The sequence below is a fragment of the Arthrobacter luteolus NBRC 107841 genome (assembly GCF_001552075.1).
GTDB lineage: Bacteria > Actinomycetota > Actinomycetes > Actinomycetales > Micrococcaceae > Arthrobacter_B > Arthrobacter_B luteolus.
Map to the genome: position 1 here is coordinate 565,514 of NZ_BCQM01000002.1, position 18,575 is coordinate 584,088.

Annotated in this window: 16 protein-coding genes; 1 reads left to right on the forward strand and 15 read right to left on the reverse strand. The window is 66.4% G+C overall.

Translation table 11 applies throughout. The features are described from left to right. Positions 1–57 precede the first annotated feature (57 nt). The 10 genes from AL3_RS06600 to hisI form a co-directional block, all read right to left on the reverse strand. Positions 58–1,515, reverse strand: a complete 1,458-nt coding sequence (locus tag AL3_RS06600; RefSeq protein WP_066298260.1) for a glutamate synthase subunit beta — start codon at positions 1,513–1,515, stop codon at positions 58–60. Continuing rightward, entirely contained in the window at positions 1,508–6,094 is a 4,587-nt protein-coding gene (gltB, locus tag AL3_RS06605) for a glutamate synthase large subunit (protein WP_066298262.1), read from the reverse strand. Before gltB ends, AL3_RS06600 begins: the two co-directional genes overlap by 8 nt. Before the next feature lie 255 nt (positions 6,095–6,349). Further along, positions 6,350–7,402 (reverse strand): prolipoprotein diacylglyceryl transferase, encoded by a 1,053-nt coding sequence (gene lgt, locus AL3_RS06610; protein ID WP_151723929.1) that lies wholly within the window; start codon positions 7,400–7,402, stop codon positions 6,350–6,352. 2 nt (positions 7,403–7,404) lie between these two features. Further along, a complete protein-coding gene (trpA, locus tag AL3_RS06615; protein WP_066298263.1) occupies positions 7,405–8,205 on the reverse strand; it encodes a tryptophan synthase subunit alpha in 801 nt (266 codons plus the stop codon). Further along, the gene (gene trpB, locus AL3_RS06620) at positions 8,202–9,566 is read right to left on the reverse strand and encodes a tryptophan synthase subunit beta (RefSeq protein WP_246168537.1); all 1,365 of its coding nucleotides are present in this window, start codon (positions 9,564–9,566) and stop codon (positions 8,202–8,204) included. Before trpB ends, trpA begins: the two co-directional genes overlap by 4 nt. A 67-nt stretch (positions 9,567–9,633) precedes the next feature. After that, entirely contained in the window at positions 9,634–10,470 is an 837-nt protein-coding gene (trpC, locus tag AL3_RS06625; protein WP_066298268.1) for an indole-3-glycerol phosphate synthase TrpC, read from the reverse strand. Further along, positions 10,470–10,760 carry an HGxxPAAW family protein gene (locus AL3_RS06630; RefSeq protein ID WP_083521505.1) on the reverse strand — a complete coding sequence of 97 codons (291 nt, stop codon included), beginning with the start codon at positions 10,758–10,760 and terminating at the stop codon, positions 10,470–10,472. Before AL3_RS06630 ends, trpC begins: the two co-directional genes overlap by 1 nt. Positions 10,761–10,858: 98 nt before the next feature. Further along, on the reverse strand, positions 10,859–11,479 hold the full coding sequence (locus AL3_RS06635; RefSeq protein ID WP_066298269.1) for a Trp biosynthesis-associated membrane protein: 621 nt from the start codon (positions 11,477–11,479) through the stop codon (positions 10,859–10,861). Next, on the reverse strand, positions 11,476–13,065 hold the full coding sequence (locus AL3_RS06640) for an anthranilate synthase component I (protein WP_066298272.1): 1,590 nt from the start codon (positions 13,063–13,065) through the stop codon (positions 11,476–11,478). The genes AL3_RS06635 and AL3_RS06640 overlap by 4 nt, the downstream gene beginning before the upstream one ends. 37 nt (positions 13,066–13,102) lie before the next feature. Then, complete coding sequence (gene hisI, locus AL3_RS06645) at positions 13,103–13,486, reverse strand: phosphoribosyl-AMP cyclohydrolase (protein ID WP_066298274.1); 384 nt, start codon at positions 13,484–13,486, stop codon at positions 13,103–13,105. A 91-nt stretch (positions 13,487–13,577) separates the two neighbouring features. Between hisI and AL3_RS06650 the strand changes: the two genes are divergently transcribed. Beyond that, positions 13,578–14,222 carry a TIGR03085 family metal-binding protein gene (locus AL3_RS06650; protein WP_066298276.1) on the forward strand — a complete coding sequence of 215 codons (645 nt, stop codon included), beginning with the start codon at positions 13,578–13,580 and terminating at the stop codon, positions 14,220–14,222. 21 nt (positions 14,223–14,243) lie between these two features. Here AL3_RS06650 and AL3_RS06655 read toward each other — a convergent pair whose 3' ends face one another. The 5 genes from AL3_RS06655 to AL3_RS06675 form a co-directional block, all read right to left on the reverse strand. After that, on the reverse strand, positions 14,244–15,284 hold the full coding sequence (locus AL3_RS06655) for an NAD(P)-dependent alcohol dehydrogenase (protein WP_066298278.1): 1,041 nt from the start codon (positions 15,282–15,284) through the stop codon (positions 14,244–14,246). 113 nt (positions 15,285–15,397) lie between these two features. After that, positions 15,398–16,168: an imidazole glycerol phosphate synthase subunit HisF gene (gene hisF / locus AL3_RS06660; RefSeq protein ID WP_066298281.1), complete on the reverse strand. Its 771-nt coding sequence runs from the start codon at positions 16,166–16,168 to the stop codon at positions 15,398–15,400. An 11-nt stretch (positions 16,169–16,179) separates the two neighbouring features. Beyond that, positions 16,180–17,022 carry an ATP phosphoribosyltransferase gene (gene hisG / locus AL3_RS06665; RefSeq protein ID WP_066298283.1) on the reverse strand — a complete coding sequence of 281 codons (843 nt, stop codon included), beginning with the start codon at positions 17,020–17,022 and terminating at the stop codon, positions 16,180–16,182. Positions 17,023–17,111: 89 nt separating this feature from the next. Continuing rightward, on the reverse strand, positions 17,112–17,375 hold the full coding sequence (locus AL3_RS06670) for a phosphoribosyl-ATP diphosphatase (RefSeq protein WP_066298286.1): 264 nt from the start codon (positions 17,373–17,375) through the stop codon (positions 17,112–17,114). A gap of 75 nt (positions 17,376–17,450) precedes the next feature. Then, positions 17,451–18,464 carry a hypothetical protein gene (locus AL3_RS06675; RefSeq protein ID WP_151723928.1) on the reverse strand — a complete coding sequence of 338 codons (1,014 nt, stop codon included), beginning with the start codon at positions 18,462–18,464 and terminating at the stop codon, positions 17,451–17,453. Between the last annotated feature and the right edge of the window lie 111 nt (positions 18,465–18,575).

Sequence of the window (18,575 nt, forward strand, 5' to 3'; positions counted from 1 at the left end):
CCGGCAAGGGGCGGGCGGGCTTCGCCGCGCCCCTTGCCGCTGAATCTCCGCGTTGGGCTACAGCGGGGCGATGGCCCGGTCGCTGGGTGCCACCGGCGCCGGCAGGCGGGTGGAGCCTTCCAGCCACTTGTCGACGGCGGCAGCGCAGGCGCGCCCCTCGGCGATCGCCCAGACAATCAGCGACTGTCCGCGGCCCGCGTCACCCGCAGCGAAAACGCCCGGCGTGTTCGTCATGTAGTAGCCGTCGCGCAGCACATTGGACCGCTCATCGAACTCGGTGTGCACCTGATCAGCCAGGCCAGCCGGTTCCGGGCCGGTGAAGCCCAGCGACAGGAAGACCAGGTCCGCCGGAATGATCCGCTCGGTGCCGGCCTTTGGCAGGCGCTTGCCGTCCCTGTATTCGGTCTCGGCGACCTTCACCCCGGTCAGTTTTCCGTTCTCCCCGACGAACTCGACGGTGGAGGCCAGGTAGGTGCGCTCACCGCCTTCTTCGTGGGCGCTGGCCACCTCGAACAGGGTCGGGTACATCGGCCAGGGCTGATGTGCCGCCCGCTCGGTGGGCGGCTGCTTGCCGATCGCCAGTGTGGTGACCGAGGCGGCCTGGTGCCGGTGGGCGGTGCCGATGCAGTCCGCGCCGGTGTCGCCGCCGCCCAGGATCACCACGTGCTTGCCCTCGGCGTGGATCTGGTTCTTGACCTTCTCCCCCGCCACGGCCCGGTTGGACTGCACCAGATATTCCATGGCGAAGTGCACGCCGCTGAGTTCACGGCCCGGGATGGGCAGGTCCCGCGGCACGGTGGCACCGGTCGCGATCACGACGGCGTCGTACCGGCGGCGCAGCTGCTCCCAGGAGATGTCCTTGCCTACCTCGACGCCGGTGCGGAAGCGGGTGCCTTCCGCCCGCATCTGGTCCAGCCGGCGGTCCACCTGCAGTTTTTCCATCTTGAAGTCCGGAATGCCGTAGCGCAGCAGGCCGCCGATCTTGTCATCCCGCTCGTACACGGCCACGGTGTGGCCGGCCCGGGTGAGCTGCTGGGCCACCGCCAATCCGGCGGGCCCGGAACCGACGACGGCGATGGTTTTGTCCGTGAGCCGCTCCGGGGCGTGCGGAACAACCCAGTTCTCGTCGAAGGCCTGGTCGATGATGGAGACCTCGACCTGCTTGATCGTCACAGCGGGCTGGTTGATGCCCAGCACGCAGGACGCTTCGCACGGCGCCGGGCAGAGCCGCCCGGTGAACTCCGGGAAGTTGTTCGTGGCGTGGAGCCGTTCGATCGCTTCCTGTCCTTTGTCCCGCCAGGTCAGGTCGTTCCATTCCGGAATAAGGTTGCCCAGCGGGCAGCCCTGGTGGCAGAACGGAATGCCGCAGTCCATGCAGCGTCCGGCCTGCTCCTTGAGCACGCCCTTCTCCTGCCGTTCGTAGACTTCCTTGAAGTCCATGATGCGGACGGGTACGGGCCGGCGCGGCTGTGTTTCGCGTTCGCGCACTTTCAAGAATCCACGTGGGTCAGCCACCGGTTACCTCCAGAATTTTGGTCCATGCTTCGGCGCCGTCGGGGTCCAGCCCCGCTTCGGCCGCGGAGGCGCGGGCGTTCAGTACTGCCGCGTAATCCCGCGGCAGTACCTTGGTGATGCGGGAAACCGTGCCGGCAAAGTCGGCCAGCAGTTCCGCGGCCAGCGTCGATTCGGTTTCCTCAGCGTGTTTGACCAGCAGGCCGCGGATGATGTCCGCGTCCTCTGCGTCGGGTTCCAGCAGCAGCAGCTCACCCTTGTCCAGGGCGTCCTTGTTGACCCGGGCCCGGACCAGGTCCACCACAAACGCGGTGCCGCCGGACATACCGGCGCCGAAGTTCCGCCCGGTGGTTCCCAGGATCAGTGTCTGGCCGCCGGTCATGTACTCGCAGCCGTGGTCGCCAATGCCTTCCACGACGGCGGTCGCCCCGGAGTTGCGGACCATAAAGCGTTCGCCAACCAGGCCGCGCAGGAACATTTCGCCGCTGGTGGCGCCGTAGCCGATCACGTTCCCGGCAATAACGTTCCGCTCCGCGGGGAACACATTGTTCCGGTCCGGGCGGACGATGATCCGCCCGCCGGACAGTCCCTTGCCCACGTAGTCGTTGGAGTCTCCGAACAGCCGCAGGGTGATGCCGGCCGGCAGGAACGCGCCCAGTGACTGCCCGGCCTGCCCGGTCAGCGTCACGTCGATGGTGTCCGTGGCCAGCACGTCGGTGCTGAACGTTTTGGTGACCGTGTGGCCGAGCATCGTGCCGACAGACCGGTCGGTGTTGACCACGTCCAGGGTGATCCGGACGGGCTGGCGGTTCTGCAGCGCGTCCGCGCTCATTTCGATCAGCTTGTTATCGAAGTGCGCGTCCAGCTCATGGTTCTGGCGGTACAGGTTGCGCAGCGGAGCGCCGGGTTCCATGTCGTGTCCGCGGAGGATCGGTTCCAGATCCAGGCCGTCGGCCTTCCAATGGTCGACGGCGGCCCTGGTGTCCAGCATTTCGCTGTGGCCGATGGCTTCCTCGAGGCTGCGGAATCCAAGTTCGGCGAGCAGTTCGCGCACTTCCTCGGCCAGGAACTCAAAGAAGTTCACCACGAATTCGGGTTTGCCGCTGAAACGGCTGCGCAGCTCGGGGTTCTGCGTCGCTACGCCCACCGGGCAGGTGTCCAGGTGGCAGACCCGCATCATGATGCAGCCCGAAACCACCAGCGGGGCGGTCGCGAAACCGAATTCCTCGCCGCCCAGCAGCGCTGCGATCACAACGTCGCGGCCGGTCTTGAGCTGCCCGTCCACCTGCACCACCACGCGGTCGCGCAGCCCGTTGAGCATCAGGGTCTGCTGGGTCTCGGCCAGGCCGAGCTCCCACGGAGCCCCCGCATGCTTGAGCGAGTTCAACGGCGACGCGCCGGTGCCGCCGTCGTGCCCGGAGACGAGGACGACGTCGGCCTTGGCCTTGGTCACGCCCGCTGCCACGGTGCCGATCCCGGCTTCGGAGACCAGCTTCACGTGGACCCGGGCGCTGGGATTAGCGCGCTTGAGGTCGTAGATCAGCTGGGCCAGGTCCTCGATCGAGTAAATGTCATGGTGCGGCGGAGGTGAGATCAGGCCCACGCCGGGGGTGGAGTGCCGGGTGCTGGCTACCCACGGGTAGACCTTCTGCGCCATCAGCTGCCCGCCCTCGCCGGGTTTGGCGCCCTGGGCCATTTTGATCTGCAGGTCCTCGGCGTTGGTCAGGTACAGGCTGGTGACGCCGAACCGTCCGGAAGCGACCTGTTTGATGGCGGAGCGGCGCTCTGGATCCAGGAGCCGGTCGACGTCTTCGCCGCCTTCACCGGTGTTGGACTTGGCGCCCAGCCGGTTCATGGCGATGGCCAGGGTTTCGTGGGCTTCCTGGGAAATGGAGCCGTAGCTCATGGCCCCGGTGGAGAAGCGCTTGACGATCGAGGAGACCGGTTCCACTTCCTCCAGCGGCACGGCCGGGCGTTCCCCGGTGCGGAAGTCCAGCAGCCCGCGCAGGGTCATCAGGTTCTTCGACTGGTCATCCACGCCGGTGGTGTAGGCCTTGAACACGTCGTAGCGGCGTTCCCGGGTGGCGTGCTGCAGCCGGAACACGGTCTCCGGATTGAACAGGTGCGGCGGGCCTTCGCGGCGCCACTGGTACTCGCCGCCGTTTTCCAGCCGGCGGTGCGGTTCTTCGATTTCGTCCGCCGGGTAGGCGCTGGTGTGCCGGGCCGCGGCCTCCGCGGCGATGACGTCCAGGCCGACGCCGCCGAGCTGGGTCTGGGTGCCGTGGAAGAACTCGTCCACCAGCTCCTGGCCCAGGCCGATCGCTTCGAAGGTCTGCGCGCCGCAGTAGGAGGCAACGGTGGAGATGCCCATCTTGGACATGATCTTCAGGACGCCCTTGCCCAGTCCCTTGATCAGATTGGTCACGGCCTGCTCCCGGCTGACACCGGTGATGTCGCCGTTCCGGACCAGCTCCTCGCAGCTTTCCATCGCCAGGTACGGGTTCACGGCAGAGGCGCCGTAGCCGATGAGCACAGCGACGTGGTGCACTTCGCGCACGTCGCCGGCCTCGACCAGCAGCGAAATCTTGGTCCGGTTGGCGCTCTTGAGCAGGTGGTGGTGCACGGCGGAGAGCAGCAGCAGCGACGGAATCGGCGCCCACTGGGCGTTCGAGTCACGGTCGGAGAGCGCCACATACTGCACGCCGCGGTTGACGGCGCCGGAGACCTTTTCGCAGATCTCGCTGATCCGTGCGCGGAGCTCCGATTCGCCGCCGTCGGGCCGGTAGAGGCCGCGGACCTTCAGGGCAACCTTCTCGCCGTCGTCGTTGGTCAGGTTCGCGATCTTCGCGAGTTCATCATTGTTGATGACCGGGAATTTCAGCGCGATCTGGCTGGTTTTGACCTGGCCCAGGGACAGGATGTTACCGTTCGGGCCAATCGAGCTCTGCATGGAGGTGACCAGCTCTTCGCGGATGGCGTCCAGCGGCGGGTTGGTTACCTGCGCGAAGGACTGCACAAAGTAGTCGAAAAGCAGCCGGGGGCGCTGGGACAGCACGGCAATCGGCGTATCAGAACCCATGGCACCCAAGGGCTCGGCGCCGGTGCGGGCCATCGGGCCGAGCAGGATCCGCAGTTCCTCCTGGGTGTAGCCGAAGGTGCGCTGGCGGCGGTTGATCGAGGCCTTGGTGTGCAGCACATGCTCACGCTCGGGCAGTTCCTCGAGCGAAACCTGGTTCTCGCGGACCCATTCCGCCCACGGGTTGGCGGCCGCGATCTCGTCCTTGATTTCCGAGTCCTCGATGAGCCGGCCCTCGGCGGTGTCCACCAGGAACATCTTGCCCGGGGATACCCGTCCCTTGCGGACGATCTTCGCCGGGTCCAGGTCCACCACGCCAACCTCGGAAGCCAGGACCACCAGGCCGTCTTCGGTAATCCAGTAGCGTGCCGGACGCAGGCCGTTACGGTCCAGGACCGCACCCACCTGGTCCCCGTCGGTAAAGGACACAGCTGCCGGACCGTCCCACGGCTCCATCAGCATGGAGTGGTACTGGTAGAAAGCGCGCCGGGCCGGGTCCATGGTCGCGTGGTTTTCCCAGGCTTCCGGGATCATCATCATCACCGCGTGGGTGATCGGCCGGCCGGAGAGCATCAGCAGCTCGGCAACCTCGTCGAAGGAGGCCGAGTCCGAGGCGCCCGGGGTGCAGATGGGGAACAGTTCCTCCGGGGTCTCCCCCAGCAGCGGGCTCTTGAGCTGGGACTGCCGGGCGCGCATCCAGTTGCGGTTGCCCTTGACGGTGTTGATTTCCCCGTTGTGGGCAATGGTGCGGAACGGCTGGGCCAGCGGCCAGGACGGGAACGTGTTCGTGGAGAAGCGGGAGTGGACAATGCCGAGTTTGGTTTTGAACCGGGGGTCGGAAAGGTCCGGGAAGAACGGTTCCAGCTGGGCGGTGGTCACCATGCCCTTGTAGACCATGGTCTTGGAGGACAGCGACGGGAAGTACACGCCGAATTTGTTCTGGGTGCGCTTCCGCACCCGGAAGGCACGCGCGTCCAGGTCCGTGCAGCCGGTATCGGCGGGGGCCAGGAACACCTGCACGAAGTGCGGCATGCAGGCCCGGGACATGGCGCCGACAATATCGGCAGCGACCGGAACCTCGCGCCAGCCCAGGACCGTCAGTCCCTCGGACTCGGCGATGGCTTCCAGCCCGGCCTTCGCCGTCTCCTGTTCCCGTTCCTCGGTGGGCAGGAAAGCGGTGCCGACGGCGTAGCTCCCGGGAGCGGGCAGCGGAAAGCCGGTAACGGCCCGGAAGAACTCGTCCGGAACCTGGGTGAGGATGCCGGCGCCGTCGCCGGTGCCTTCGTCGGCGCCAACGGCACCGCGGTGTTCAAGGTTGCGCAGGGCGGTCAGCGCTGCGTCGACGATGTCATGGCCGGGAACTCCGCGGAGCGTGGCGATGACCGCCAGGCCGCAGGCGTCCTTCTCGTTCTCGGCGCGGTACAGCCCTGAATCCTCCGGATAGGCCGCGAACCGTTTGAACGGCGACACCACCTGTGCGGACTGAGGGGACAGTGAATCAGTCATAGGGTAAGTCCTTCCCCCTGTTGTGCGTTGGGAGGGGACGACATTGGCCCCACACCGGCGGCATGTGCTGCCGGTGGGTCAGAGAATGATTTTACGGTCGCGAATCCGGGAGGACCCTGCATGCGGGATGGGGGCTGGCTCTGGAAAACGTGATCCGTGCGGTTGCCTGCCGGGGTTGTCCCCGGGTACGGTCACCGTTGCCGCCACCTCGATGTGGCCTCGGGACTGGTTCCGGGAGGTAACCCGGAACAGGTCCTAAGTGGCTGGGCCCGACTCGTCGGGCCGCTGAGGCTTGGATGCCTCATTTTTTGTCTCTGCGAGACTAGCACGCTGTTCACGGATTTGTGACGCAGATTTCACGCTGCCGGAATCTGTTTCGTTCTTGTTATCAACCGGTGAATTGTTACTGCGGTCTGCGGGTTCACTCTCCCCGTCCTGCCGGCCGTCCAGGTAAAGCGAAGACCCGGGCGTCTTCCGGGCCCGGACGGAAAGGTAGATGAACATCCCGATGGAGACCAGCAGCATCACCAGGCTGGTCCACACGTTCAGGCGCTGGGTGAGGCCGAAGAACGTGATCATTTCGGCGTCATCGATCCGGAGCATTTCGATCCAGGTGCGTCCCAGCGTGTAGATCGCCGCGTAGAGCCAGAACAGCCGCCCGCCGCGCAGCCGGAAGCGTTTGTCCAGTGCGAGCAGCAGGGCAACGCCGGCCAGGTTCCAGAGTGATTCGTACAGGAACGTGGGATGGAAGAGTGTGCCGGGCGCGGTGCCGTCGGGGAAGTTGTTGTTATTGGGGTCGATTTCCAGGCCCCAGGGAAGGTCGGTGGGGCCGCCGAAGAGCTCCTGGTTGAACCAGTTGCCCCAGCGGCCAACGGCCTGGGCCAGCAGCACCCCGGGTGCAGCGACATCTGCGAAGGTGGAAAGTTTGATGTTCGCCCGGCGGCAGCCAATCCAGGCACCCACCGCGCCTAGCGCGATCGCGCCCCAGATTCCCAGCCCGCCGCGCCAGATCTGCGGAATAAGTGCCAGGTCCCCGTCCGGACCGAAATACGCAGCCGGGGAAGACACCACGTGGTACAGGCGTCCGCCGATGATACCGAACGGGATGGCCCAGATAGCGATGTCCCAGACGGCGTCTGTGGGCAGCCCGCGGCGCTTCCAGCGCACCGAAGTCATCCACAGGGCCAGGACAATCCCGGCGAGGATGCACAGCGCGTAGGCGTGGATGGTCAGCGGCCCCAGCGAGATGCTGCTGAAGTCGGCTGGCGGGCTGGGGATTGCGGCTGGAACCGCCAGGGACATCGGCATGGTCAGCTCTTTCGGGTTCCGGTGCTGAGTTCACTGGTCAGGGTGCCGACGGCGTCAGGGCCGCCGTCGCGCAGGGCGGCCACCAGGGCGGTCCCCACGATCACACCGTCGGCGTAGGCGCCGATTTCGCGGACATGGCTGGCGGTTGAAACGCCCAGGCCCACGCACACCCGTTCGGCTCCGGCGTGGCGCGCTGCGGTGACCACGCCCTCAGCGGCATCGGAGACCTGGTTCCGGGTTCCGGTGACGCCCATGATGGACACGGCGTAGACGAAGCCGCGGCTGGCCTCGACGGTGGCCTTCATGCGCTCAGGGGTGGAGGACGGTGCCACGAGGAAAACGCGGTCCAGTCCGTACTTATCCGAGGCAGCCATCCATTCGGCGGCTTCGTCTGGAATGAGGTCCGGTGTGATCAGTCCGGCTCCCCCGGCCTCGGCCAGGCGGCGGGCAAATTCGTCAACACCCATCCGCATCACGGGGTTCCAGTACGTCATAACCAGGACGGCGGCGTCGGTGGCGGCGGTGATGCCTGCTACGACGTCGAACACCTCCTGCACGCGGAAACCGTTTTCCAGTGCCTGGCTGGTTGCAGCCTGGATGACCGAGCCGTCCATGACCGGGTCCGAGTACGGAATACCGATTTCGATCAGGTCCGCGCCGTTCCGGGCCAGCGCGATGCCGGCGTCGATGGTTTCCTGCACGGAGGGGAAGCCGGCGGGCAGGTAACCGACCAGTGCGGCGCGGCCGTCAGCCCGTGCCCGGTCGATTGCTGCGGCGGACTTGCTCAGGGTCGAGATGCTCACAGCTGTTCTCCTTCTTTGCCGATCTCGGCTTCAGCTGACTTCTCGTCCAGCAGGTTGAACCATTCAGCGGCGGTCGCCACGTCCTTGTCTCCGCGGCCGGAGAGGTTGACCAGGACAATCCTGTCCTGAACCGTGCCGTCGGATCCGGCCTCGGCGGCGAGCCGCTGGCCTACCTTGATGGCTCCGGCCAGGGCGTGGGAGGACTCAATCGCGGGAATAATGCCTTCGGTCCGGCAGAGCAGCTGGAACGCTTCCATCGCTTCGGCGTCCGTGATCGGTTCGTAGATGACCCTGCCGATGTCCGCCAGGTAGGCGTGCTCCGGACCGACACCGGGGTAATCCAGGCCGGCGGAGATCGAGTGCGACTCGATCGTCTGCCCGTCTTCGTCCTGCATCAGGTAGGTCCGGGCCCCGTGCAGCACACCGGGGCGGCCCAGGGTGATGGTGGCGGCATGGCGGGGCGTGTCCACGCCGTCGCCGCCGGCCTCAAAGCCGTAGATCTTGACGCCGGGGTCGTCCAGGAAGCCGTGGAAGAGACCAATGGCATTGGAGCCGCCGCCCACACAGGCACAGACGGCGTCGGGCAGTTTGCCGGTCTGTTCCAGGATCTGGGCACGGGCTTCTTCGCCGATGACTTCGTGGAAGTAACGGACCAGGGCCGGGAAGGGATGCGCGCCGGCAGCGGTGCCGAGCAGGTAGTGGGTGTTGTCCACGTTGGCCACCCAGTCGCGCAGGGCCTCGTTGATGGCATCCTTGAGGGTTGCCGACCCGTGGCTCACCGGAATGACCGTAGCGCCGAGGAGTTCCATGCGGGCGACGTTCAGGGCCTGCCGGCGGCAGTCTTCGGCGCCCATGTAGACAACGCATTCCATGCCCATCAGGGCGGCGGCGGTGGCGCTGGCCACGCCGTGCTGGCCGGCACCGGTCTCGGCGATGATGCGCGTCTTACCCATGCGCTTGGCCAGCAGTGCCTGGCCAAGGACGTTGTTGATCTTGTGCGAGCCGGTGTGGTTCAGGTCCTCGCGCTTGAGGAAGATGCGGACGCCGCCGGCATGCTCGGCGAAACGCTTGGCCTCGGTGAGCAGGGAGGGCCGGCCGGAGTAGTTCCGGTTGAGGTCCGCGATCTGTGCCGTGAACTCCGGGTCGGCCTTGGCCTTTTCGAAGGTGTCGGTCAGCTCGTCGAGGGCCGCGATCAGCGATTCGGGCATCCAGCGGCCGCCGTACTCACCGAAGTAGGGTCCCGCCGCGTGGCGCAGTGAGGGCCCGCCGGCCAGGAAGGATTCCGTCACCTGCTCCGACACGCTGTTCCCCCCTGTGCTGGGCGTACTGGCGGAGGTGCTGTTTTCCGGGGTCCCGGTCATGGAGCCTGTCCTGTCCTGCTCTGGTCCGGATTCGCTGCGGCAAGTCCGGAAATAGGTATGTCGTTAGTTATCCCTGGCTGCTTGCGTGCAGCCGGGCTGCGATTGCGCCCGCCCCAGCCTGCATGAATTCGGCGATCGTGGCGGACGGGTCATTGTGTTTGACCAATGCCTCGCCCACCAGCACGGCGTTCGCGCCGTGTTCGGCGTAATGTGCGACGTCGGCGGAGTCCCGGACACCCGATTCGGCAACCACAACTGCTTCGGCGGGGATCGAAGCCGAGAGTGCGGCGAAGACCGAGCGGTCGACGTCGAGGGTCTTGAGGTTCCGGACGTTGACTCCGATGATCCGGGAGCCCACGGCCACTGCCCGCTGGATTTCCTCCGCGGTGTGCGCTTCCACGAGGGCATTCATGCCCAGTTCGTGGGTCAGGTCCAGGAAGGAGCGCAGCTGTGCGTCGTCCAGTGCGGCGACGATCAGGAGCACCAGGTCCGCGCCGTGGGCACGGGCTTCCCAGATCTGGTACGGCTCGACGGTGAAGTCCTTGCGCAGCAGCGGAATCCGCACTGCCGCCCGGACGGCGTCGAAATCTGCCAGTGATCCCTTGAAGCGCCGCTGCTCTGTGAGGACGCTGATGACGGCCGCGCCGCCGTTCTCGTAGCGCACCGCCAGGGCAGCCGGGTCGGTGATGTCGGCCAGTTCGCCTTTGGAGGGGCTGCTGCGCTTGACCTCGGAGATCACCCGGAGGGTGGCGCGGGGTGAGTCGTTGCCGCCGAGGGCGGCGAAGGCATCAAGGGCAGGAGCGGCCGCTGCGGCGCGCTCCTGCACCTTTTCCAGCGGCATAGCCTGCTGCCGCTGGGCCAGGTCCTCGCGGACGCCGGCAATGATGTCGTCAAGAACGCTCATTAGTGCCCGTTGCCTGAGAGCTTGGAACCGCCAACGCCGTAGCCGGCCTTGCGCATGGCCCAGCCGACGATCAGGCCAACGACCATCAGGCCCAGTCCGCTGCCGAATACGACCCAGCTGGCCATGACGAAGCCGATGCTGGAAACCAGGCCTCCAACGATCATGATGAGCACGCACGTCCAGGCGGCGGGGGTGTTGCCGTGGCCAATCGTCTCGTCGTGGATGCTGGCGTGGGCCTCGGCCTCGTTTGCGGGCTTGGTCTCGTGCTGGTCGATGGCGTTTGTGCTCATGGTGAATCTCCTCGTGAACGAATCTGGTTACCATTCTGCCATTAGCAGGCGGAAACTCTCTTACATGTTGCGCGGCACGTTGCCGGGCCCTGCGCTGGTCAGCGGTAGTTAGTGGGATCTTCGCCCTTGGTCAGGCGGTCCCAGCTGTCAATTTCGTCGATGGGCGGCTGCGTGGATTCATCCTTTGCGGCGGCACCGGTAGCCGGCTGAGCGGCGTAGCGCCGTGAAACCGGCCAGCTGCGCGATGCTGCGGCGAACCAGGCGGCGGCCAGCACAATCAGCACACCGGCGGCGGCAGCCAGGAACGGCATGGGGGTCAGGCTGACCTCTGCGCCTGCTGCTCCACTTACTCCGATCGCCTTGCCGACGGCACCGGCGGCGCCCTGCGCGGGATCCTGCACCACAGCCCAGCTGGCGTAGGCAACACCGATTCCGGCAACCGCAAGGACAACGGCAATAATCCACCGCGCCACCTTTCCGGCAATTGAACCGGCCAGGGCGGCGGCTACGGCGACGACGGCGAAAGCGGTCACCGCGGTGGCCGCTTCGCTGCCGGCAACGGCAATGTCCGGAGTGTTAACGGCTGCCTGCGGCAGGACGACGTCGAGCCAGGTCCTGGTCGTGGTGCCGAAAGCCGCGGCGCCGAGCAGCACGGTGCCGAACACGACCGTCGACTTGCGGCGCCAGCGCGGCGCGGACGGTACGGGTTTAGTGCTCACTTGGAGGTTTCCTGCCTGTTGAAAATCTGTTCTGTCACCGTGGGGGTGACCGGTGTCAGGCCGTCGGCGATCAGTGCTGCCCGCAGGGGGGCCGCCGCCTTGTTGACGGTTTCCTGGGCTTCGGCTTCCAGGTCCGAGTCGGCCACGATCCCGCCGCCGGCCTGCACGTAGGCTTTGCCGTCGCGCAGCAGGGCCGAACGGATGGCAATGGCCATGTCCATGTCCCCGGCGAAATCGAGGTAGCCAACCACGCCGCCGTAAATCCCGCGGCGGTGCGGCTCCAGTTCATCCAGCAGGCTCAGGGCCCGCGGCTTCGGGGCGCCGGACAGCGTGCCGGCCGGGAAGGTGGCGGAGAGGACGTCGTACGCTGAACTCTGCGGCGAAAGCTCGCCCACCACGGTGGAGACCAGGTGCATGATGTGGCTGAAGCGCTCCACCTCCATGAACTGGGTGACGTCGACGCTGCCGGGACGGCAGACCTTGGACAGGTCGTTACGGGCCAGATCCACCAGCATCAGGTGCTCGGCGCGTTCCTTCTCATCCACCAGGAGTTCCTCGGCCAGTGTGCGGTCCAGTTCCTGGGTCCTGCCGCGCGGCCGGGAACCTGCGATCGGGTGGGTGATCACTTCGCTTCCGGTCACCTTCACCAGCGCTTCGGGAGAAGATCCGACGACGGCGAAGGGGTTGCCGCGGGCGTCTTCGAAGTTGAAGAGGTACATGTACGGGCTGGGGTTGGTGTTGCGCAGCACGCGGTACACGTCCAGGGCGTCCGCCCGGCACTCCATCTCGAAGCGGCGGGAAATCACCACCTGGAAGACTTCACCGTCAACGATGGCTTCCTTGCCGCGCTCCACGGCCTTTAGGTAGTCCGGTTTCGGCCAGCTTTCCTTAACGCCTGCGGTGAGCGCGGCGACGTCCACCGTTCCGCCGTCGAGCACTGTGACGGCCTGCTGCGGGGTATGCGCTGCGAGCCGGTCCAGCATCCTGTGCAGCCGGGCCACGGCATCCTGCCAGGCGTCGTCGACCCGCTCATCGGAACCGTCAAAGTTGATGGCGTTCGCCACCAGCATCACCGTGCCGTCGGAGTTGTCATGGATGGCCATGTCTGAGACCAGGTTCATGGCAATTTCGGGCAGGTCCAGGTCATCAACCGGCGGGGACGGCAGTTTCTCCCAGTGCCGCACCGATTCCCAGCCGACGAATCCGACCAGCCCGGAGGTGAAGGGCGGCAGTCCGTCAAACCGGTCGGTCGCCAGCAGCTGCAGGGTGGCGGCCATCGCGTCGACGGGGTTCCCGTTCAGCGGAACACCCTTCGGCGGTTCGCCCAGCCAGCAGGCCTGGCCGTCCCGGGTGGTCAGGGTGGCGCGGGAACGCGCCCCGATAAAGGAATAGCGGGACCAGACGCCGCCGGAGGCCGCTGATTCCATCAGGAACGTACCGGGCTCGCCTGCGGCGAGCTTGCGGTAAATGCCGATGGGCGTATGCGCGTCGGCCAGGACCTTCAGCCGGACGGGAACAACGCGGCGGTCCGCGGCCAGGGCCCGGAACTCCTCCAGGGTGGGACTGATAACGCCTAGATCCTGCATGGTGTTGGGGCTTTCGGGTTAGAAGGGGTCTGAAGACTTAGGCAGACACGGCCAGGCTGCGGCCCTCGAAGCAGGTCCGGGTGCCGGTGTGGCAGGCGGCTCCAACCTGGTCGACGCGGACCAGGAGGGCATCGCCGTCGCAGTCCAGTGCCACTGACTTCACGTGCTGCACGTGGCCGGAAGTGTCGCCTTTGCGCCAGTATTCCTGCCGCGACCGGGACCAGAAGGTCACGCGGCCGGTGGTGAGCGTACGGTGGAGGGCTTCGTCGTCCATCCAGCCGAGCATCAGCACCTCGCCCGTGTCGTGCTGCTGGATGACAGCGGCAACAAGGCCGGCCTCATCCCGCTTCAGGGTCGCTGCAATACCGGGGTCCAATGCGGATGCCGGGCGGGGTGTCTGGGGGGTGGTATCTGTTGCCATCACTACCGATTCTAGTGGGTTTACCTCCCGCGGGGCCGAATGGCCGCGTCCCACGGGCAAAGCCGGGGGTTCCATGCTAGTTTCAGCAGTGATGCAATTCGTTGAACCTTCCCGTGAAGTCCTGGCCGAAACACTGCTTGCGGCCGGTCCCCACGCGCCTACGCTCTGCGAAGGGTGGGACACCCGGCATCTGGCCGCGCACCTGTACCTGCGCGAGCACCGGCCCGCCGCCGCGCTTGGTTTTTTCATGAAGCCGTTCGCCGGCAAGACCGCCAAAGCCATGGACGCCATGGTGGAGAAGGCATCAACCTCCGAAGGCTACGCCAAGCTGGTGAAGGCCTTCCGGGCGGGCCCTCCGGCGCTCTCCCCCATGCACCTCAAATCGGTGGACAACAGCGCGAACCTTACCGAATATTTCGTCCACACCGAGGACATCCGCCGTGCCGGTGACCGGTGGGCGCCCCGCGCGCTGGATTCCGAGTACTCCGACGCCCTCTGGTCCGATCTGCTGAAGCGGGCCGCCATCCTGTACCGCGGCGTCGACGTCGGCATCATCCTGGTCCGTCCGGACGGTCCGCGCCACGTGGCCAAGCGCGCTGCGGTTTCCGTGGCGATCGTCGGTGAGCCGGGCGAACTCCTCCTCCACGCCCACGGCCGCACACAGCAGGCACTGGTGATGTTCGAAGGCCAGCCCGACGCCGTTGCCCTGTTGGAGAGCGCCGACATCGGACTGTAGGCCTTCAGGACTGCACGGCGGCTAGATCGTTGCCGTATCGATCACGAAGCGGTAGCGCACGTCAGACTTCAGGACACGCTCGTAGGCTGTGTTGATTTCCTTAGCGTCGATCAGTTCGATCTCCGGTGCAATATTGTGCTCGGCGCAGAAGTCCAGCATTTCCTGGGTCTCGCCAATGCTGCCGATGCCCGACGCCGCGAAGGAGCGGCGGTTGCGCATCAGGCCGAAGACAGAAACAGGCAGCGCCTCGGGCGGTGCACCCACGTTGACCATGGTGCCGTCGAGACGGAGCAGGTTCAGGTAGGACTGCAGGTCCACCGGAGCGCTGACGGTGTTGATGATCAGGTCGAAGCTGTTGGCCAGCTTCTCGAAGGTGGCAGCGTCGCTGGTGGCGTAGTAGTGCTCGGCACCGAAACGCAGGCCGTCCTCCTCCTTGTTCAGCGTCTGGGACAGGACGGTCACTTCAGCACCCATGGCCGCGGCGATCTTGACGGCCATGTGGCCGAGTCCGCCCATACCCACGACGGCGACCTGCTTGCCGGGGCCCGCCTTCCAGTGGGCCAGGGGCGAGTAGGTGGTGATGCCGGCGCACAGCAGCGGAGCGGCGGCTTCGTAGGGGATGCTCTCCGGAACCCGGAGGACAAAGTCATCGTTCACCACCACGGAGGTGGAGTAGCCGCCCTGCGTGATCGTGCCGTCGAGATCCTTGGCGGCGTAGGTGCCGGTGTTGCCCTTGAGGCAGTAATTCTCCATGCCGGCGAGGCAGTTCACACACTCGCGGCAGGAGTTCACCATGCAGCCAACGCCCACCCGGTCCCCCACCTTATGGGCGGTGACTTCAGGGCCGACTTCGGCCACGGTGCCCACGATCTCGTGGCCAACCACCTGCGGGTAGGCAATCGGGCCCCACTCGCCGCGGACGGTGTGGATGTCAGAGTGGCAGACACCGGCGTAGGCGATGTCGATCAGCACGTCGTGCGGGCCGACGGCGCGGCGTTCAATGGTGGTGGGGACCAGGGGGTCCGTGGCGGAGGTGGCAGCGTAAGCGCGTGCGGTGGTCATGAATTCTCCGAAACTGTGGGGAAAGTGGAACGGCGCCGAAAGGGCACTTAAGTGCCAAGTCCCTTCCGGCGCCATTTATTTCCGCATAGCTGCTGTCCGCGCAGCCAACAGGCTCAGCGGACGGGGTAACCCGCGTCCGCGATCGCCTTCTTGACGTCAGCGATGGCGTTGTCCGGCCCGAAGTGGAAGATCGACGCGGCCAGGACGGCGTCCGCACCGGCAGCGATAGCCGGCGGGAAGTGCTCCGGCACGCCGGCTCCCCCGGAAGCGATCAGCGGCACGTGCACCGCGGCGCGGACGGCGCGGATCATTTCCAGGTCGAACCCGTCACGGGTGCCGTCGGCGTCGATCGAGTTCAGCAGGATCTCCCCCACGCCCCGGTCAGCGGCTTCTTTGGCCCATTCAACGGCGTCGATCCCGGTGCCCTTGCGGCCGCCGTGGGTGGTGATTTCGAAGCCCGACGGCGTGGACCCGTCGTGGATGCGCCGGGCATCCACGGAGAGCACCAGCACCTGGGATCCGAAATGCCGGGTGATTTCGTCAATGATGTCCGGGCGGGCGACGGCGGCCGAGTTGATCGAGGCTTTGTCCGCGCCGGAGCGCAGCAGCCGGTCGACGTCCTCAATGGTGCGGACACCGCCGCCGACGGTCAGCGGAATGAAGACTTCCTCCGCGGTGCGGGAGACGACGTCGAACACGGTTTCGCGGGCACCGGAGGACGCGGTGACATCGAGGAACGTGAGTTCATCGGCTCCGGCCCGGTCGTAGCGGTGGGCCAGTTCGACTGGATCGCCGGCGTCCCGCAGGCCCTCGAAGTTGATGCCTTTGACCACACGGCCGGCGTCGACGTCCAGGCAGGGAATGACGCGAATGGCAACACTCATGTCGGGACTCCCTAGATCCGGCAGGCGTGGATGGTGCTGACCAGGATGGCGCGGGCTCCCAGGTCATACAGCTCATCCATGATGCGGTTGGTGTCGGACTTCTTGATCATGGAGCGCACAGCCACCCAGTCGGAGTCCCGCAGCGGGGACACGGTCGGGGATTCCAGTCCGGGCGTCAGCGCGGCAGCTGCTTCGACCAGTTCCTTGCGGACGTCGTAGTCCATCATCACGTACTGGCGGGCCACCAGGACACCCTTGAGCCGGCGCTTGAGCACGTCCAGCCCGGCCGGATTGGCGCCCTTGCGGCCGATCATCACGGCCTCGGACTTCAGGATCGGCTCACCGAAGATCTCCATGCCGGCGGCGCGGAGGGTGGTTCCGGTTTCGACGACGTCGGCAATCGCGTCCGCGACGCCAAGGCGCACGGACGATTCGACGGCGCCGTCGAGGCGGACCACGGACGCATCCACGCCGTGTTCGGCGAGGTAGTCGCGCAGCAGGCCGTCGTAGCTGGTCGCAACGCGCTTGCCATTCAGTTCGGCCATCGCGGAGAAGTCCCCGACCGGCCCGGCGAAGCGGAAGGTTGAGGCGCCGAAGCCGAGGCTCATCAGCTCTTCGGCGTCCACCTGGGCGTCCAGGAACAGGTCGCGGCCGGTGAGTCCGACGTCGAGCGTTCCGGAGCCGACATAAACCGCAATGTCGCGGGGGCGGAGGAAGAAGAATTCGATGTCATTGTCGGGATCAACCATCACCAGTTCGCGGCTGTCGCGGCGCTGGCGGTATCCGGCTTCGGAGAGCATGGCGGAAGCAGATTCGGACAGGGCACCCTTGTTGGGAACGGCTACACGGAGCATTTAATTGTTTCTTTCGCTGGAAGTCAGATGGGAGCTGGGCCTGCCGGCGGGCCACACGCTGCCTGAGCGGAACTCAGGGCAGCACGTGGCTAGAGATGCTTGTAAATGTCCTGCAGGGTGAGGCCTTTGGCCAGCATCAGCACCTGCAGGTGGTAGAGCAGCTGCGAGATTTCCTCAGCGGCGGCTTCATCCGACTCGTACTCGGCGGCCATCCAGACTTCGGCGGCTTCTTCGACAACCTTCTTGCCGATGCCGTGCACGCCGGACTCCAGTTCGGCGACGGTGCGAGACCCGGCAGGCCGGGTCGCCGCCTTCTCACTGAGTTCGGCAAATAGCTCTTCGAAGGTTTTCACAGATCAAGGGTACGCTCTGGCGCGGGTCGGCGCGGAATTGGGTGTGGGTGTGACAGCTGGCCGGGTCGGCGCGGCTTAGTTTTCCAACGCCGTGACGACGGCGGTGATCAGCTCCACCGGAACGGTCCTGGCGGAACCGTCGAAGCCCACAAGCCGGCGGCAGCCGTCGAGCTCGAGCGTCAGCGGCGCGCCGGCGCCGCGGCCCTGGGCCACCGGCCAAAGCGCCGCAAACCCGGTCGCTGGCTGGCGGCAGTCAGCACCCGACGGCTCAGCAGCCGCCGTCTGCAAAAGAGCGTCCTTGGCCGGGCCCGTGAGGTTTCCTCCTCCGGAGAAGGTTCCCGAAACGCTCTCAATAAGGTCAAAGGGCTGTTCCGGCTGCGGGCTGCCGGGAAGTCCAGCCGACGCGTCCGGTGTTGCCTGCGTGCTCGGCGCGGGTGCCGTCCGGTAGTGGCAGATCCGCAGGGAATCGACGTCGTCAGCGCTGGGCAGGAGCCCCGGTGCGGCAGGCACGGTCTCACCGCCACTCGTAGCTGCATCCTCGACGTCAGTCGTGAGTGGTGCGAGGGCCGTTACTCCCGGCCACGTGCTAAAACTCCATTCCTCGGGGCAGCCGGCGTCCAGGGCTGCCCTGGACTGGATCAACGCCGTCTTGTGCTGGCTCACCTCGACCACGTCCATCTCTGCCAGGACGCCGTGCACGCCGGGCTTGGTTTTACCGCAGGAGTCCGTGGGCCAGGCAGCGCGCATGGCCTTTCCATCTGCCGCCAGCAGCCAGAGATCGGGGACCAGTTCCATGTCGGCGGAGCAGACCTGGTTCCACCCGGGTCCGTCGCTGGGTTCCGCCAGGGCCGCGGCCAGGGCGTCCAGGTCTCCGGCGAGACGCTCCTGCGTGACCGCCCGCCACAGCCCGTTCTGATCCTCGACGGTTTCCAGCGCGGCACCACAGCGGATGACTTCGACCGGCACAAAGCCCTCGGGCACCGATCCGGCTATCGGCGGCGGTGCTGCCGCCGGCGCCGTCGGCTGGGCCTCTGGTCCGAAAATGTGCTCCATGCTGGTGCAATCGACGGCATCGGCCAGCTCGGCCACGGGCCGGGGTCCTGCAGGGTTTCCGAACTGCTGCCCGCACCCGGTCGAAACGCACATCAGCAGCAGGACCGCCGCAGCTGAGGTGCTGCCCCGCACCACCCCTGCCCGCCC

What these genes read in the sequence shown, in the direction of transcription:
- gltB (WP_066298262.1), bottom strand. Translation starts at nt 6,094, where the DNA reads ATGACTGATTCACTGTCCCCTCAGTCCGCACAGGTGGTGTCGCCGTTC.
- lgt (WP_151723929.1), bottom strand. Translation starts at nt 7,402, where the DNA reads ATGCCGATGTCCCTGGCGGTTCCAGCCGCAATCCCCAGCCCGCCAGCC.
- trpB (WP_246168537.1), bottom strand. Translation starts at nt 9,566, where the DNA reads ATGACCGGGACCCCGGAAAACAGCACCTCCGCCAGTACGCCCAGCACA.
- trpC (WP_066298268.1), bottom strand. Translation starts at nt 10,470, where the DNA reads ATGAGCGTTCTTGACGACATCATTGCCGGCGTCCGCGAGGACCTGGCC.
- AL3_RS06630 (WP_083521505.1), bottom strand. Translation starts at nt 10,760, where the DNA reads ATGAGCACAAACGCCATCGACCAGCACGAGACCAAGCCCGCAAACGAG.
- AL3_RS06640 (WP_066298272.1), bottom strand. Translation starts at nt 13,065, where the DNA reads ATGCAGGATCTAGGCGTTATCAGTCCCACCCTGGAGGAGTTCCGGGCC.
- hisI (WP_066298274.1), bottom strand. Translation starts at nt 13,486, where the DNA reads ATGGCAACAGATACCACCCCCCAGACACCCCGCCCGGCATCCGCATTG.
- AL3_RS06650 (WP_066298276.1), top strand. Translation starts at nt 13,578, where the DNA reads ATGCAATTCGTTGAACCTTCCCGTGAAGTCCTGGCCGAAACACTGCTT.
- AL3_RS06655 (WP_066298278.1), bottom strand. Translation starts at nt 15,284, where the DNA reads ATGACCACCGCACGCGCTTACGCTGCCACCTCCGCCACGGACCCCCTG.
- hisF (WP_066298281.1), bottom strand. Translation starts at nt 16,168, where the DNA reads ATGAGTGTTGCCATTCGCGTCATTCCCTGCCTGGACGTCGACGCCGGC.
- hisG (WP_066298283.1), bottom strand. Translation starts at nt 17,022, where the DNA reads ATGCTCCGTGTAGCCGTTCCCAACAAGGGTGCCCTGTCCGAATCTGCT.